Raw genomic sequence first — 14976 nt, forward strand, 5'->3', positions numbered from 1 at the left:
TCAGCCGCAGCAGCCGCCTCCGCAGCACCCGCCGCCACCGGCGGACGGGGCCGGGGCCGACTTGGCGGAGCCTCCCACGGCCACCGTGGAGAGCAGCTTCACCGTGTCGGCGTGGCCTGCCGGGCAGGTTGCCGGGGCGGAGGACTCGGCCATCGGGCGGCTGAGCTCGAACGTGTCGTCGCAGGGGCGGCAGCGGTATTCATAGCGAGGCATGGCCCCAGCGTATGCGGTACCCGGGGCCGGAGGTCCGTCCACCTCCGGCCCCAGGGGCAGGCCTCCGGGCCGGGCCACCGCCGCGGCCCGACCCGGAGGGGTCCCAAAGGCGCCTCAGCGCATCCCCGCGCCGAGCAGGGCCAGTTCCGCCCGGGTCGGGGCGCCCTCCCAGTGCCCGGGCGAGGTGGCCGCGAAGGCCCAGGTCGCCGTCGCGCGCTCCAGGCGGGCCGCGGTGGCGGCGCCGTCCAGCAGCGCCGACAGATACCCCGCCGCGAAGGCGTCCCCCGCGCCGGCCGCGTCCACGGCCCGCACCGCGCGGGCGGGACGGTGGAGCCGGCCCTGCGCCGAGTGGGCCGTGGCCCCGGCCGCGCCCAGCTTCACCACGACCTCGCCGACGCCCAGCGCGAGCAGCTCCTTCGCCCTCAGCTCGGTGTCGTCCGGGCCCTCGGGCAGGCAGAGCGCGAGCTCGTCGTCCGAGGCGATGAGGACGTCCGCCTTCGGCGCCCACTCCCGCATCACCTCGGCCGCCTCCTGTGAACTCCACAGCTGGGAGCGGTAGTTGACGTCCAGACAGGCCATCGTCGATTGTTCGGCGGCCAGTTGGAGCGCGAGGCACGCGGCCGAGCGGGCGGTGCGGCTGAGCGCCGGGGTGATCGCGGTCAGGTGCAGCACCTTGGGCCGGGCGGCTGAGAAGGCCTCGGCGACCGCGCACGCGGTGATGCGGGAGCCTGCCGAGCCGGCCCGGTAGTCGTGCACCCGGGTCGGCTCGGGCAGCCTGGGTTCGAAGAGGGCCAGGCCGGTCGCCGCTCCGCAGTCGCGGGAGGCGGCCGAGACGTCGACGCCCTCGGCCCGCAGCGTACGCAGCACGAGTTCGCCCGCCTCGTCGTAGCCGACCGCGCCCGCCCAGCTCACCTCGTGCCCGAGCCGGGCCAGGCCGATGGCCACATTGGACTCGGCACCGGCGATCGAGACGCCCATGGAGCCGCCGAGCCGGAGCGGCCCGCTGCCGCGCAGCGCGATCGCCGTCTCGCCGAAGGTGAAGACGCTCATGCGCGGCTCGCCTCGCAGTTCATGGGGTTCCTCTCGGGCTCGTGGAGATCGGGCTCGTGGAGATCGGGCTCGTGGAGATCAGGGTCGTGGGGATCAGGGTTGGTTGCGCAGGGACAGGTCGAGGAGTTCGAGCACGGCCATGTACGCGCCGTCCACATCGACCTCCCGTACGGAGCGGACGACCACGGCGTGCGCCGGTACCGGGTCCTCGTGCCCGTCGGCGCGCCCGTGCCGGCCCCGCGCCACGAGCGCGGGCACGATCACCCGGCGCAGCTGGACGAAGAACCGGTTGTGCGAGGCGCTCAGGAGCGCGGTGTGGAACGAGGTGTCGGCCCGCACGGCGAGCACCGGATCGCTCCCGGCCGCCCGCATGGCGTCGAGCGCGCCGGCCAGGGCCGCCAGATCCTCTTCCGTACGGTGCTCGGCGGCGAGGGAGGCGGCGGCCGGCTCGATGGCGCGGCGCAGCTCCAGGACGTCGGCGAAGAAATCGTGCGGCGCCCCGGCGGCCAGCTTCCAGCGCAGGACGTCGCTGTCGAGCAGGTTCCAGTCGGCGTGCGGCCGCACGAACGTGCGGGCCAGGCTTTCGACGGCGGTCCGATGGACCCCGCGCCCGATGTAGGCGGCCTCGCTCACGTGGTGCACTCCGGGCGTCTCGGACAACCCGGGCGGGCTGTGCGCCCCGTAAACGGACCAGCGTCAGCGAGAGTGATCGGCGTCGATGCGACCGATGCGAATCGATGTGAGCCGATCAGGACTGTTCGTCGGCGTGCTCGTGGCGCGCTTTCCAGTACGGGTTGTCGTGCGGCAGGAAGCCGGTGACCCGTCCGTACATCCCGAACACCATCAGGAGCAGCCCGACCACGAAGCTGAACAGCACGTTCTGCATCTTGAAGGCCAGGAAGTTGCGCGAGGTGTCGAGCAGCGCGAGGTTCACGAACCCGCTGATCAGGAACAGGACGCCGAGCACGATGTTGAGCGTCGAGGCGAAGTTGCCGCCCTTGACCATCCCGTACAGGAGCAGCAGACCGACGACGATGGAGATCACGCTCAGCGCGCCGTTGGTGTTGAGCCCGACGACCCGGTCGCCGCCGGTGTCGAAGAACCCGATCTGATGGACAAGTCCGAGGATGCCGAAGACCAGCAGTACGACCCCCATGGCGCCGGCGCCGAAGCGGTAGACGCGGTTGAGGCGGTGGTCGACCGGCAGATGCTCGTTGAGCGAGACCCGGCTGTGATTGAGGCGCTGCGAGATCGTGTGGGTGGCCATGGGGCCCTCCTCATCCCTATCGCTGGGCACGCAGGGCGTACGTACTCCAGCATCCGCCGGGTTATGGCCCGCATCAACTCAGCGGCCGGCCACTACCGGCCCGCACCCCAATACCCGCCCCCGCCGTCGGAGCGCTCACGCTCCGTGGCCGAGCTCCTCGCGGATGCGGGAGACCACATCCGCCACGGTCCGGCGCACCGCCTCGGTCTCCGTCAGGAAGTGCCAGTAGTCGGGGTGCCTGCCCTCCAGCGAGGCGATCGCCCGGTCCAGGCGGGCCACCGAATCGTCCAGGGGCCTGGCGTGCCGGGGGTCGGGGGTGTTGCGGCCGGACATCGCCAGGCGCTGGGCGTCGCGGATCGCGAACCGGGTGCGCTGGATCTCCTGCTGCGGGTCCTTCGCGACGGCGTTGAGCCGCTGGAGCCGGTCGCCGGCGGCGGAGACGGCCTCGTCCGTGGAGTTGAGCAGCGCCCGCACCGTACTGAGGCGGGATGTCGCGTCCGCCCAGCGCTGCTCATCGCGCGCCTTGGCCGCCTCCTTGAGCTTCTCCTCCGCCTGCCGCACGGAGACGGCGGCCTGCTCGGGCACCTGCTGGAGGTCCTGCCAGCAGGCGGCGGCGAAGCGGCGGCGCAGCTCGCTGAGCACCGGGTCGACCCCGCCGGCCCGGGTGGTGAGGGCCTGCGCACGGGTCCGCAGCGAAACGAGCCTGCGGTCGATCTCGGCGGCCTTCGCGGGCAGCTGCTCGGCCTCGGCCCGTACGGCCTCGGCGTCGCGCAGCACCCGGTCGGCGCGCTGGAGCGTCTCGGGCACGCCGTGCTGACCGGCACCCTGGTTGAGCTTGGTGAGCTCCGGCCCGAGCGAGGCGAGCCGCGCCGCGAGCTCGTCGGCGCGCAGGCCGGAGGCCCGTACGGCATCCAGCGCGGTACTGGCGCCCAGCAGCGCGTGCCGGGCGCGCTCGACGGCGGGGGCGAGCCGGGCGAGCTGCGTCTCGGCGGTGTCGAGGAGCGGCCGCAGACTCTGCTCGAAGCGGTCGAGTTCGCCCTTCACGCGGACGAGTACGTCCTTGGCGGCGGTCAGCTCGGCCCGCGCCCGCGAGGCGACGGAGGCGTCGAGGTCGTCCCGGTCCAGGTCGTGGGCGTCGACGGCGTTGATGTACTGGTTGGAGACCTCGTCGATGCGGCGCCCGAGGGCCGCGAAGTCGTCGACGGCTCGGCGCGCACCGGGCGAACTGTCCACGGCCGTGATCGTCTCGATGGAGATCCGCAGGTCGCGCTGGGCGGTGTCGAGTTCGTAGAAGGCGGCCGCCGCGGCGTCCTTGGCCGCCTGGGCATCGGCGCGCAGGCTCTCGCCGCGCCCGCCGAACCAACGGCGCGTCCCGCCTCCGGCGAAGGCGCCGGGCAGCACCGCGGCGCCGAGCACCACGGGGAACGCGATGAGCACCAGCACGTCCCGGACGGTGGCACCCGCTCTGCTGTACGGCCGCGCGTGTGTCGCCGTCACATCCCTCTCCCGTGCTGTGTCGCCCTGCTGGTCCATTCTCCCACCAGGTAAGGACGAACACACGGCCCGGTTAGTTCATGCTTCTCCCTCGGTTCTCACGGTTCTCACGCCGTCGGGCTCGTCCGGCTGCTGTGAACGCCGACCAGGCGGGTGCCGCGCGGACGGTCGGCGCCTCGCGGCGGAGGTTCTCGTTCAGGAGTCGTGGACGCCGACCCGGCCGTTGTCGCTGCGCGCGGTGATCACGTGCGTACTGGAATCGGAGCGGCCCACGCTGACATCGACGCGGCCGTCGTCGGCGCGGGCGGCGACCTTGTACGTGTTCTTGGGTACGCCCAGATCGACCCGGCCGTCGTTGCTGGTGGCCAGCACGCTGTCCGGCACGACCGCGAAGGTGAGCGCCACCCGCCCGTTGTCCGAACTGGCCCGCACGCTCTTGGCCCGGATCCCCTGCCCGTCGATGCGTCCGTCCCGGGAGGTGAGGTCCAGCGGCCCGGAGGAGTCCTTGACGCTGATCCGCCCGTTGTCGGAGGCGATGACCAGCGGGGTGTCGAACCCGCTCGCCTCGACGCGCCCGTCGTCGTTGTGCACGGTGACCGCGACCCCGCGCGGGACCTTCACCTCGTGCCGGGCACCGCAGTTCTTGATCATCCCGCTGCACTTCACGCCGAGACTCAGCGTGCTGTTGCTGAGCTCCCAGCTGGCGTCGGGCCCGTTGCCGAAGGCGACCCACCCGTTGACCTGCCGCGAGACCTGGACGTCCTTCACGTCGGCGGGCGTAACGACGAGGGTGGAGTTCCCGGCGTCGATGGTCAGCGCCTTCCCGCCGAAGGCGAAGTCCTTGTGCTCGACGGGCGCGTCCCCCGGATCCGAACTCCCACACCCCGAGAGCGCGAAGCAGAGGACCCCGGCCCCGGCGGCAGCGAACAGCGCGGTGCGACAGCGAAATGCCATGGTGATCTTCCCCCGGTTATGTGGCGATGGCCGTGCCGCCACGGTACGAACCGGCACGGCTCGCGCGCGCTGGAGCCTGCTACCGAAACGGTGGTGGTGCTAACCCCACCCCGGATCGGGTTTGCGGCGGCACCCCATGGGCCATGTACGCTGTTCCCTCATCCACGGGTGTGTAGCTCAGGGGTAGAGCGCTGCTCTTACAAAGCAGATGTCGGCGGTTCGAAACCGTCCACGCCCACCAGAAGTTTTGCGAAGGCCCCTCGCCGATCATGGCGGGGGGCCTTTGACATCCCGGTCTAACATCAACGTTCATGGTCATCCGTGCTCGGGACGCCCCCTGAGCAGCTGGTCCATGTGGCTGACAGCTTCGCGCTGCGTGTCCTGGACACCGGATGACCCGGAGCCCGGCGTCCTTGGCGACACGGGTGAACGAGCGGTGGAGGTTCCGGGGCTCGATCGGCTGCCCGGTCCGAGTCGTGAACACGTACCCGGTCTCCTGCCACTTGCCCCCCAGCGCGCTCGGGCAGGGGACCTGCATAGTCGCTGCCAGCGCAGGGGAGCGACGCAGATCATGGGCAGGGACACGGAAGCCGAGCGCGATCGCGTTGATTCGCCAGCTCAACGACCGAGGGCTCGCATCGAAGCGCGCGCGTACCCATCGCATAGCATCCCGCCCATGATCGCAACGGTCGTCACCATCGCTTTGGCATTCGTCGGCTACCTCGCTACCTACCTCAACAACCTGCGACTGTCGCAGCGGCAAGAACGACTCTCACGCGTGAACCGACAACTCAGCGACTTCTACGGGCCCATGCTCGCTCTCTCGGAGACCGGCACGCAAATATTCAACGCATTCATGGAGCGTGCTGCGACCCGTCCTGACGGTCGATCACCCTTCGCTGTCGGCGGGGAGCCCCCAACGAGTGAGGAGTTGGCGGAGTGGCGACTGTGGGTGACTACGGTGTTCCTGCCGAGCATCCAAGCCATGCGTGACATTGTGGTCACCAAAGCGGACCTCCTTGCTGAGCGGCAGGTACCGCTGGTGTTGCTTGAGCTGAGTGCGCACGTCTCCGGGTATGAAATCACTGCAGCCAAATGGGCAAACGGCGACTACACGCAGCACCTCTCCGTCGCACCGTTTCCTGGCGAGGAGCTCACACGCTACGTGCGAGCCAGCTTCACCCGGCTCAAGGAGGAGCAAGTCAGTCTTCTGGGCCGCCGTCGGAGATGGTCACGCAGCCCGGTATCTGGCAGCGACCCGGTTCCACGGGCTGGTTGGCATCGCCTCGATTCGGCACCAATGACATCACTAGGTGACATCAACAGCCGCCGATAGCAGCGAGACTGAACGTACGGGGTGGCCACACCTAAGCAGTGCAGGGGTACAACAGCCCAACTGGGGGGCCTGGCGGCACTCGGGGTCACCTACGTACTCGGGGTTCGTACCGTGGTCACGACTCGCTCCCACTCATCAGCCCGTCCGATCCAGCTGCGAGCATTCCGTCCACCCGGATCGGGTCGCACAGGTCGCCGGGCCGGAGCATGGGCGCTGCCCAGTAGCTCGACAGGAACTTGCTGGGCTCCGTGTTCTCGACGCGGGGGACGCCGACGAAGTGGCCGAGGCCGAGGTAGGTCGCGTACGGGCCGAGGCTGCCGCTCGATGGCGAGGGGGGCACCAGGGCGTAGGAGCGCTGCCCGCGCGGGTCGTGGATCACGGGCCCGCGCAGGACGTCGCGCAGGACGCGGGCCACGGTGGCGGGGACCGTGCTCGCGATGACGGCGTACACCAGGTCTTCCGTGACGCGTACAGCGGAGAGGCGGCGACCCAGGGCGAGGATCGCGATGCCGTTGGCCGTCCATTCCTGGCGGGCGTTGGCCGGCCTGTTGAGGCTGCCCGCCAGCCAGCGGGAGGTGGTTTCCCTCTCCGACTGGGTGAGGGAAGTGGGCCGGGATGTGTCAGGGATGTTCATGGTGCCTCCGCCATCGGCTGCCTGTGAGCTGGACGGTAGGGAAAGCCGTTCAGGCGCCGCTTGCGGATTGCGCCGGATTGCGTGTGTCCATGAGGCAGTTGGCGCAGATTGCTCACGCGGGGTGCGTCTGGGCTCTGGCGCGTGCGATCAGCCTGTGTGCGTGCTGGCCGTACGCGGCCGCCTCGTTGAGCCCGTCCCATACGCGGCCGTACAGGGAGACGTCGTCGGCGGACTCGAATTGCAACTCCGTGTTGATCGTCTCGACGACGACACGCTCCTCATCGAAGATCCAGAACCCATGCTTCGGGGTGAGCCTCAGCAGGGCGCCGAACGGCACGATCCCCAGTTCCACCGTGCTCATCCCGATCAGCCCGACGAGCCGGTCCAGTTGGCCGGCCATCACCTCGCGCGGACAGATCAGGGCGTGCAGGGCGCCCTCCATCCGCGCTGGTTGAGAGACCAGGATGCGACGGACCACCCCCGCCCCGCTCGGCGATTGCGGCAGATTGCGCAGGGGAGGTCCCGGGGGCCGGTTGTGCGCAATCTAGGGGCGGCGGGGGCGGCCATGGCGAGCCGCTCCATCCAGCGACAAAATGGGGGGCGCGCCGCGTTCAGCGGGAAGCCCCGTCGGGGTGCGGACGGGGCTTCTCGGCCGGGGCCACAGCGCGCTCGGGGATGCGCTCGGCGCCGGAGTTCCGGCGGGTCAGGAGCGGGGAGGACTCCGCCGGATGGCTGAGATTACGCCTGTGGTTGGCTGAAACGTAACCCCTGTGCAGGATGGGGTCCCGGCGGATTCATGGGGCCCCGGGGGCTTGGTGGTTCGGGTGCGGTGCCGTGTGGTTTCGGGATGGAATGTGGTGCGGGGTGAGCACATGGTCGGCGTGAAGCGGAGTCTGCGAGGGGCCTACCGCCGTGCCCTCGCCACGGAGCCCAGTTACGCCGAGGTCGGCGCGACGGAAGGCCTCGTGCTGCCCGGCGGATATCGGACCTTCCGGCGGCGGATCAGCGTCGGGTACGGGCAGGACACCTTCGAGCGGGCCGGGGCGCACGTGCTGGCCTGGGGCGCGCAGCGCGGCGCCGGGTTCGGGGTGCGGCCCGCCGCTCCCGCCGTGCCCGGCGCGACCGCGCTCGTTGCCCTGCGGCTGCCGGGGCTGCCCTTCCCGCGCCTCGTCATCCCGTGCCGCGTCGTGTGGACCGTACGCGCCGCCGAACGCATCGGATTCGCCTACGGCACCCTGCCCGGGCACCCCGAGTGCGGCGAGGAGTCGTTCGTCGTGGGGCGCGAGCCCGATGGGCTTGTCTGGTTCGAAGTCGCCGCTTTCTCGCGGCCCGCTCGCTGGTACTCCCGCCTCGGCGGGCCCCTCACGCGGCTGCTCCAGGACCTGGCCACCCGGCGCTATCTCGTGGCGGTGGCGGCCGCCGTCCGCCGGGGAACGTAGGCGGGGCCCGCCTCGTCTCCCAAGGAGGGCGCCTGCCAGGTGGGCCCCTCCTGGCCGGGGCGTCTCCCGGCCAAGGCGCCTCCCGATGAGGTGCGTACAGGAGACGGTGGCACACTGGCCGCTCGTTCGGTGACGGGGAAGGGAAGCTGGTCGTGGCGATGATGCGGAATCTGCGGAGGGCGGTGCGCCGCGCCTACCGGCGGACCGTCGACCTCAGCCATCCGGCGCGCTCGCCCCTGGGGAGCGCCGTCGTCAACTGTGCGGTGTACGTCGACGGAGTGCGGCAGAAGGACGACTGCCCCGTCGACGAGGCGCTGCGCCGGGTGCGCAAACTGGGCGACGGGGCCTTCGTCTGGATCGGGCTGCACGAGCCGACCCAGGAGGAGTTCGCCGGGCTCGCCGAGCTGTTCGCGCTGCACCCGCTGGCCGTCGAGGACGCGGTGACCGCGCACCAGCGCCCCAAGGTCGTGCCGTACGACGACATCCTGTTCTCCGTCTTCAAGACGTGCCGGTACGTCGAGCACGAGGAGCTCACCGCCAGCAGCGAGGTGGTGGACACCGGCGAGCTGATGGTGTTCACCGGATCCGACTTCGCCATCACCGTGCGGCACGGCATGCACGGTTCGCTCGGCCCGCTGCGGGAGGAGCTGGAGCAGGAGCGCGAGCGGCTCGCCAAGGGGCCCTCGGCGGTGCTGCACGCCATCGCCGACCACGTCGTCGACGAGTACCTCGCCGTCGTCGACGCCATGCAGAGCGACATGGACGCGGTCGAGACGGCCGTGTTCGCCGAGAACGCCGGACGCGGCGACGCGGGCCGGATCTACCAGCTCAAGCGCGAACTGCTCGAACTGAAGCGGGCGGTGGCCCCGCTGGACCGGCCGCTGCAGAAGCTCGCCGGTGAAGCGGTGCCCTCGGTCGCCCCGGAGGTCAGGCCGTACTTCCGTGACGTCGCCGACCATCTGCTCCGCACCACCGAACAGATCTGCGCTTTCGACGGGCTGCTCGACTCCATCCTCCAGGCCCACCTCGCCCAGGTCACGGTGGCCCAGAACGAGGACATGCGGAAGATCACCGCGTGGGCGGCCATCGTCGCCGTGCCGACCATGGTGTGCGGCATCTACGGCATGAACTTCGAGAACATGCCCGAACTGCACTGGCGGTACGGCTACTTCATGGCACTCGGGCTCATGGCGGCGGCCTGTTTCGTCATCCATCGCGGGTTTCGGCGCAACGGCTGGCTGTAGTCGGCCGGCCGTTGCGCGCGCTCGGTCAGTTGCGGTGGCGGGAGAACAGGCCCTGGCGTTCGCGTCGGTAGCGGCGCTCCCAGCGGTCCATCCGGTCCCGGCGGGCACGGTAGGCGCGGTAGTCGGCGTCCATGCGGCCGGCCCCGCCGCCTCCGCCTCCGCCGCCCGACCCGGAGGCCGGGCCGCCGCCGGGGCGGCGTCGCAGGACGGTGAGCAGTACGGCCACGACGGCCACCCAGAAGATGATGCTGCCGAGGCTGAGGCCGAATCCGTACAGGATCAGAGCGAGAAGGATCATCCAGAGGATCATGGTGGGTCCTTGAGGGACGGATCGGGGGCTTCCCCTGGCCCCCGGTTCAAGCCACCAAGCTACTCCGCAACAGGGGAAGTTGGCCCCTGAGTTAATCGGCGCGGAACTCCGGCCGGCGCCCTCAGCCCGCCGTGCGGCGGCTCTCCGCGAGGCCGCGCAGGCGCTCCATCTCGCGCCGGTCGCGCTTGGTCGGCCGGCCGAGACCCCGGTCCCGAACGCCGGCCGCGAGCACGTCCGCGCGGGCGGGCGGCGGCGGGCTGTTGTCGATGTACGCCTCGACCGCGACCGGGGCGCCGACGCGCTTGCGGAGCAGCGTGACGACCTTGACGATGCGCTCCCGGCCGTCCATGCGCAGCCGCACCTCGTCGCCCACCCTGACCTGGTGGGCGGCCTTCACGCGCTCGCCGTTGACCTGGACGTGACCGGCCCGGCAGGCCGTGCCCGCCTGGGAGCGCGTCTTGGTGAGCCGGACCGACCAGATCCAGCTGTCGACGCGTACGGGGCCGGTGCCTGTGCCGTTCGCCTGTTCCGCCATGCCTTCGACTTTAGACGGATGCCCTGGCGGAACCTCGCGTATTTCGGACGCGGACCCACGGGGGAGCGGACGGCTCCCAGGCGCCCGGGGCCGTTGTCAGTGGCGTCGGTCACACTGGGGGCATGTGCAGAAGTATCAAGACGCTCAGGCCGCCGGCCATGCCGGAGGAGGCCACCGACGACGACATCAGGGCCGCCGCCCTCCAGTACGTACGCAAGGTGTCCGGCTTCCGGGCGCCCGCCGCGCACAACCGGGAAGTGTTCGAGCGTGCGGTCGACGAGATAGCCGAGGCGACGCGTGAGCTCCTTGCCGGCCTTGAGGTGCGGGGAGCCGCCGCGAGGAAGCCCGCGTAGCCCGCGCGATCCGGGCGCCATGCGTGCCGGGGCGTGCGCCCTCGTCAGGACGCCGAGGCCGTCGCCGGGGCCGGGCGCTTCATGACGTACGCCGCGAGGCCGCCCGCCGCGAACAGGGCGAGCACCGACACCGCCGTGCCCAGCCAGGTGGCGCCCAGCCACCGCCCGCCGAAGTAGCCGAGCCCCACGCTGTACGTCGCCCAGGCCACGCCCGCCAGCGCAGACCAGGGCAGGAACTCGCGGACCTTGCGGTGCGCCGCGCCCGCGCTCAGCGAGACGACCGATCGCCCGGCGGGGGCGAAGCGCGCGATGACGACGAGGCCGCCGCCGCCCCGGCTGAGTGCGATGCCGAGTCGTTCCTGCGCCCGGGTCAGGCGGCGGGAGCGGGCGATGGCGCGCTCCAGGCGGGCGCCGCCGCGCCGCGCGAGACGGTATGCGATCAGGTCGCCGAGGACGGAGGCGGTCGCGGCGCACGCGGCGAGGGCGAACAGATCGGCGTGCCCGGTCTGCGTGGCGGCGCCGGCCCCGGCGGACCCGGCCGCCGTGGTCGCCGCCGTGATCACGAGCACGCCGCTGGGCAGCACGGGAAGGAACACGTCGAGCAGCACGGAGAGCGTGACCACGGCGTAGATCCAGGGGCTGGACGTCAGCGCCCCCACACTCTCCAGCACGTTCGCTCCTCTGCGGCTTCGTCGGTTCCCCGGGACCCGGAATACCGCGGTGTCGCGGGGAAGCGGCAGGGGCAGCGGTACAGCCGTACAGCGTACGCCCGGGCCCATGTGCGTTTCTTTCAGGGGTGGGTGGTGGCACAGCACAGGGGGAGTCGAGCGGGTCGTGATCGCCAGGAGCGGCGACCGGGAAGCCGACGGGTGACGGCATGCCGCTGCCCGGAGTTCGGCGGCTGAACTCCGGGCAGCGGAGCGGGCGTTGGGGGCATGAGCCTCAGGGTGCCCGCTCGGGCGGTGATCGTCGGTCCGCTCAGGCGGTGACGGTCTCGCGCTGGGTGTCGGCGGCCGGGCGGGCGGTGCGGCGGGCGCCCAGGAGCTGGTCGAGCGCGAGCGCGCCGGGACCGGTGAAGACGAGCAGCAGGAACGCCCAGCAGTACATCGCGGAGGCCTCGCCGCCGTTCTGCAGCGGGAGCAGCGCGTTGGACTGGTGGACGCTGAAGTAGGCGTACGCCATCGAGCCGGACGAGACCAGGGCCGCCGGGCGGGTGAACAGGCCGGTCAGGACCAGGACGCCGCCGACGAGCTGGATCACCGCGGCGTACCAGCCGGGCCAGGTGCCCGCGGGGATCGAGCCGCCGCCCATCGCACCGCCGAAGACGCCGAACAGGGACGCGGCGCCGTGGCAGGCGAAGAGGAGGCCGATGACGATGCGGAACAGGGCGAGCGCGTAGGGACGCGCGCGCTCGGCATCGAGCGTGGGGGAAGCCATGGGGGGCTCCTTCGGTTGGGGACGTGACCGATGGGGTCCACAGGTTAGGCAGCCCTCAGTAGTGCTTGCAAGTTCAACATTCTAAATGTCTTGTTTCAGTCGGGTGAATTGAGCCAGCTGTGGCGTCGGGGGTCAGTGGCCGGTCCGAGATGGTTTTCAGTTGGACTGGACCAATCCGCAGGCCTCTCGGGCGACGCGCCCGGTCGAGCCGCAGGCGTGCCGAGCGGCCGTGCAGCGTAAGGGTCATGAGCTGATTGCCGAACCATGGTCCACCGGTCCTGCGCCAGTCGAGCGGCGGCCGAACCACCCGCCCGTGCCGGGCCAGGGCGCGCCCGAGCCGGCGGCCGAAACGGCTCCAGCCGAAGCGGAATCCGGCCCGCACGGGGGCCGGAACGGAGTTGTGGACCGGCGAACAGGTCAACTGGGCGATACGCGCGGTGAGTTGGGGCACGGAATTTGGCCAGAAGGGCTCCGCCACGTATGCGTGGTGCACATCACCCGACAGGACGCTGATGGTGGCGGGCGCGCCGGGATCCGAGCCCGCGCGGACGATCAGCTCGGTGAGGAACTCGAACGAGGCGGGGAACGCGGCCCAGTGCTCCAGATCGGCCCGGCGCCGCAGCTTCTCGCCGATCCGCGCCCAGCGCGGGCCGCGCGAGCCGGCGCACAGCGCCGCGTCCCAGCCCTCCGCGTCGTGGATGAGCGGCGGGAGCAGCCACGGCAGCGAGGTCCCGATCAGGAGGTGGTCGCAGCCGCCCGGCGCCGGCAGCTGCACCCGGAGCCACCGCGCCTCGCCCTCGTCGAGCATCGCCCGCCGCCCCTCGTCCAGGACGCGGGCCGCCCGGGTGTCCACCATCAGCAGCCGGGTGCGGCCGAAGTCGCGCCGGTAGCTCCAGCGCACGGCCGCCGGGTCCGCGTCGGCCAGCGCGGCGAACGCGCGGAGCGCCTCCGTGCCGTCCGGCGTGCCCCGCACCGCCGCGTACAGCGGGTCGGCGGCGAGCTCGGCGGGGGAGAGGTTGCCCAGGTGCTGGTGGACCCAGTACGACATGAGGCCGCTGATCACCCGCTCCTGCCACCAGGGCGTGGCGCGCATCTCGGCGAGCCAGGCGGCGCTGGTGTTCCAGTCGTCGATCACGTCGTGGTCGTCGAAGATGTGGCAGCTCGGGACGGTGGAGAGGAGCCAGCGCACCTCGGGGTCGAGCCAGGACTCGTAGTACAGCCGGGTGTACTCCTCGTAGTCCGCGACCTGGGCGCCCGGCGCGTCCCGCAGGTCGCGGCGCGCGCCGAGCCAGCGGCGGGTCCGCGCCGAGACGCTGTCCGCGTACACCTGGTCGCCGAGGAGCAGCAGCACGTCCGGCCGCTCGGCCTCCGGGTCGGCCGCCAGGCCCGCCGCGAGCGCGTCCAGCGCGTCCGTGCCCCCGGGCTCGGGCGCGCGCCGGCACGAGCCGAAGGTCACGCGGAGCCGCGCGGAGCCCGGGACCGGGATCGTGCTGGCCGGGAAGCGGGAATCCGGCGGTGGCCAGACCGGCCGCCCGTCGAGCAGCACCTCGTACGCGGTGGCCGTGCCCGGCGTCAGGCCGGCCAGCGGGACCAGGGCGTAGTGGTGCCCGGCGATCTGGAACGTACGCGAGGAGCCCGCGGTGCCGTCCGCGCAGCGCACCCGGGCCGTGCAGGGCCGGTCGGCCTCGACCCAGACCGTGGCGGCCCCTCGCTGATCCACGTACCGCAGCAGCGGCCCCAGGCGAAGCCCGGCCATGTGGTGCCCCCTCCGTCGCCGGTCGTTCGTACGGTACGGAACGACGGAGGGGTGCGACAGGTTTCAACAGCCGCCCAATTCAAGGCAGTTGGGGTCAGGCTGTCAGCAGCCGTTGAGGATGCCCTGCAGCGCGGACTTCTCGGCGGAGTCGACCGTGAGGTTGTAGTAGTGCTTCACGTCGACCCACATCCGGGCGTACGTGCAGCGGTAGGAGGTCACCGAGGGCAGCCACTTGGCCGGGTCCTTGTCGCCCTTGGCCTGGTTGACGTTGTCGGTGACCGCGATCAGCTGGGGGCGGGTCAGGTCGTTGGCGAAGCCCTGGCGCTGGGGGGTGGTCCAGTTGTTGGCGCCCGAGCGCCAGGCCTCGGCGAGCGGCACGAGGTGGTCGATGTCCACGTCGGAGGCGGCGGTCCAGGTGGCGCCGTCGTACTCGGAGTACCAACTGCCGCTGGTGGCCGCGCAGCTGGAGTCGGTCGTGACGTTCACGCCGTCCCGCTTGAGGACGACCTCGCGGGTGTTGCAGGTGCCGGACTGGGTGATCCAGTGCGGGAACTTGTCGCGGCTGTAGCCGGTCAGCGAGCCCTCCGCCTGCACGGTCAGCTGGCCGAGGTAGGTGCGGGCGGTGGCGGCGTCGACCGGGGTGGGCGGCGAGGCCACGGCGGCCGGGGCGGTGATGAGGGCGGCGCCCGCGGCGAGCGCGGCAGCGGCGGCGAGGACGGCCGTGCGACGCGCGTAGATGCGGGGCGTACGGGTTCCTATGGCGGCTGACATGCGAACTCCCTTGAGGTGGGGGGAACTTGACCGGCCATGGGATGGGCGGCCCGGCCAGCGTGACGGCGCCAGGTTTCCTTCGGGTGGGCGCCAGGTAACAGCGTGGCGACATGGGCACGTCAGATCAAGAGTCCGGACGGCACTGGAAAGGAGGGGAACTGACGGCCCGTTCGCGCGACGACG

17 protein-coding genes, 1 tRNA gene and 2 pseudogenes are annotated in these 14976 nt (G+C 71.5%); 5 read left to right on the top strand and 15 right to left on the bottom strand.

What is annotated here, in order from left to right:
* From OHA17_RS27630 to OHA17_RS27655, 6 genes are all read right to left on the bottom strand, one after another.
* The gene (locus tag OHA17_RS27630) at positions 1–213 is read right to left on the bottom strand and encodes a zinc ribbon domain-containing protein (protein WP_398871399.1); all 213 of its coding nucleotides are present in this window, start codon (positions 211–213) and stop codon (positions 1–3) included.
* A 114-nt stretch (positions 214–327) separates the two neighbouring features.
* Positions 328–1263 carry a sugar kinase gene (locus OHA17_RS27635; RefSeq protein WP_406508808.1) on the bottom strand — a complete coding sequence of 312 codons (936 nt, stop codon included), beginning with the start codon at positions 1261–1263 and terminating at the stop codon, positions 328–330.
* A gap of 93 nt (positions 1264–1356) precedes the next feature.
* Positions 1357–1896, bottom strand: coding sequence for a FadR/GntR family transcriptional regulator (locus tag OHA17_RS27640; RefSeq protein ID WP_406508809.1), 540 nt, complete (start codon positions 1894–1896; stop codon positions 1357–1359).
* Between the two features lie 115 nt (positions 1897–2011).
* Positions 2012–2530 (bottom strand): DUF4383 domain-containing protein, encoded by a 519-nt coding sequence (locus OHA17_RS27645; protein ID WP_406508810.1) that lies wholly within the window; start codon positions 2528–2530, stop codon positions 2012–2014.
* A gap of 135 nt (positions 2531–2665) precedes the next feature.
* Positions 2666–4027: a hypothetical protein gene (locus OHA17_RS27650; protein ID WP_406508811.1), complete on the bottom strand. Its 1362-nt coding sequence runs from the start codon at positions 4025–4027 to the stop codon at positions 2666–2668.
* Between the two features lie 192 nt (positions 4028–4219).
* The gene (locus OHA17_RS27655; protein ID WP_406508812.1) at positions 4220–4978 is read right to left on the bottom strand and encodes a DUF4097 family beta strand repeat-containing protein; all 759 of its coding nucleotides are present in this window, start codon (positions 4976–4978) and stop codon (positions 4220–4222) included.
* A 166-nt stretch (positions 4979–5144) separates the two neighbouring features.
* On the opposite strand from OHA17_RS27655, the gene OHA17_RS27660 reads away from it, so the two are divergent.
* Positions 5145–5219 (top strand) — tRNA-Val (locus OHA17_RS27660).
* Positions 5220–5293: 74 nt separating this feature from the next.
* Here the strand turns inward: OHA17_RS27660 and OHA17_RS27665 are convergent.
* Positions 5294–5575, bottom strand: a pseudogene (locus OHA17_RS27665) (site-specific integrase); the annotation flags it as partial.
* A gap of 79 nt (positions 5576–5654) precedes the next feature.
* Here OHA17_RS27665 and OHA17_RS27670 point away from each other — a divergent pair.
* Positions 5655–6314 carry a hypothetical protein gene (locus OHA17_RS27670; RefSeq protein ID WP_406508813.1) on the top strand — a complete coding sequence of 220 codons (660 nt, stop codon included), beginning with the start codon at positions 5655–5657 and terminating at the stop codon, positions 6312–6314.
* 115 nt (positions 6315–6429) lie between these two features.
* On the opposite strand, the gene OHA17_RS27675 is transcribed toward OHA17_RS27670, so the two are convergent.
* Both OHA17_RS27675 and OHA17_RS27680 read right to left on the bottom strand, forming a co-directional pair.
* On the bottom strand, positions 6430–6948 hold the full coding sequence (locus tag OHA17_RS27675; protein ID WP_406508814.1) for a hypothetical protein: 519 nt from the start codon (positions 6946–6948) through the stop codon (positions 6430–6432).
* A gap of 112 nt (positions 6949–7060) precedes the next feature.
* Positions 7061–7390, bottom strand: a pseudogene (locus OHA17_RS27680) (Scr1 family TA system antitoxin-like transcriptional regulator); the annotation flags it as partial.
* 430 nt (positions 7391–7820) lie between these two features.
* Here OHA17_RS27680 and OHA17_RS27685 point away from each other — a divergent pair.
* A complete protein-coding gene (locus OHA17_RS27685) occupies positions 7821–8387 on the top strand; it encodes a DUF1990 family protein (protein WP_406508815.1) in 567 nt (188 codons plus the stop codon).
* A 158-nt stretch (positions 8388–8545) separates the two neighbouring features.
* Positions 8546–9631, top strand: a complete 1086-nt coding sequence (locus tag OHA17_RS27690) for a magnesium and cobalt transport protein CorA (protein WP_398872444.1) — start codon at positions 8546–8548, stop codon at positions 9629–9631.
* 25 nt (positions 9632–9656) lie between these two features.
* On the opposite strand, the gene OHA17_RS27695 is transcribed toward OHA17_RS27690, so the two are convergent.
* Both OHA17_RS27695 and OHA17_RS27700 read right to left on the bottom strand, forming a co-directional pair.
* The gene (locus OHA17_RS27695) at positions 9657–9929 is read right to left on the bottom strand and encodes a hypothetical protein (protein WP_406508816.1); all 273 of its coding nucleotides are present in this window, start codon (positions 9927–9929) and stop codon (positions 9657–9659) included.
* Positions 9930–10062: 133 nt separating this feature from the next.
* Positions 10063–10476 carry an RNA-binding S4 domain-containing protein gene (locus OHA17_RS27700; RefSeq protein ID WP_406508817.1) on the bottom strand — a complete coding sequence of 138 codons (414 nt, stop codon included), beginning with the start codon at positions 10474–10476 and terminating at the stop codon, positions 10063–10065.
* A gap of 122 nt (positions 10477–10598) precedes the next feature.
* Between OHA17_RS27700 and OHA17_RS27705 the strand changes: the two genes are divergently transcribed.
* Positions 10599–10829, top strand: a complete 231-nt coding sequence (locus OHA17_RS27705; RefSeq protein ID WP_344377528.1) for a DUF2277 domain-containing protein — start codon at positions 10599–10601, stop codon at positions 10827–10829.
* Positions 10830–10873: 44 nt separating this feature from the next.
* On the opposite strand, the gene OHA17_RS27710 is transcribed toward OHA17_RS27705, so the two are convergent.
* The 4 genes from OHA17_RS27710 to OHA17_RS27725 all read right to left on the bottom strand — a co-directional run bounded on the left by OHA17_RS27710 (position 10874) and on the right by OHA17_RS27725 (position 14793).
* On the bottom strand, positions 10874–11500 hold the full coding sequence (locus OHA17_RS27710) for a DedA family protein (RefSeq protein ID WP_406508818.1): 627 nt from the start codon (positions 11498–11500) through the stop codon (positions 10874–10876).
* A gap of 307 nt (positions 11501–11807) precedes the next feature.
* Positions 11808–12266 (bottom strand): DoxX family protein, encoded by a 459-nt coding sequence (locus OHA17_RS27715; RefSeq protein WP_406508819.1) that lies wholly within the window; start codon positions 12264–12266, stop codon positions 11808–11810.
* A 73-nt stretch (positions 12267–12339) separates the two neighbouring features.
* Positions 12340–14022: an alkaline phosphatase D family protein gene (locus OHA17_RS27720; RefSeq protein WP_406508820.1), complete on the bottom strand. Its 1683-nt coding sequence runs from the start codon at positions 14020–14022 to the stop codon at positions 12340–12342.
* Between the two features lie 102 nt (positions 14023–14124).
* The gene (locus OHA17_RS27725; RefSeq protein ID WP_406508821.1) at positions 14125–14793 is read right to left on the bottom strand and encodes an HNH endonuclease family protein; all 669 of its coding nucleotides are present in this window, start codon (positions 14791–14793) and stop codon (positions 14125–14127) included.
* Positions 14794–14976 lie beyond the last annotated feature (183 nt).

Source organism: Streptomyces sp. NBC_00212, from assembly GCF_045206365.1.
Lineage (GTDB): Bacteria > Actinomycetota > Actinomycetes > Streptomycetales > Streptomycetaceae > Streptomyces.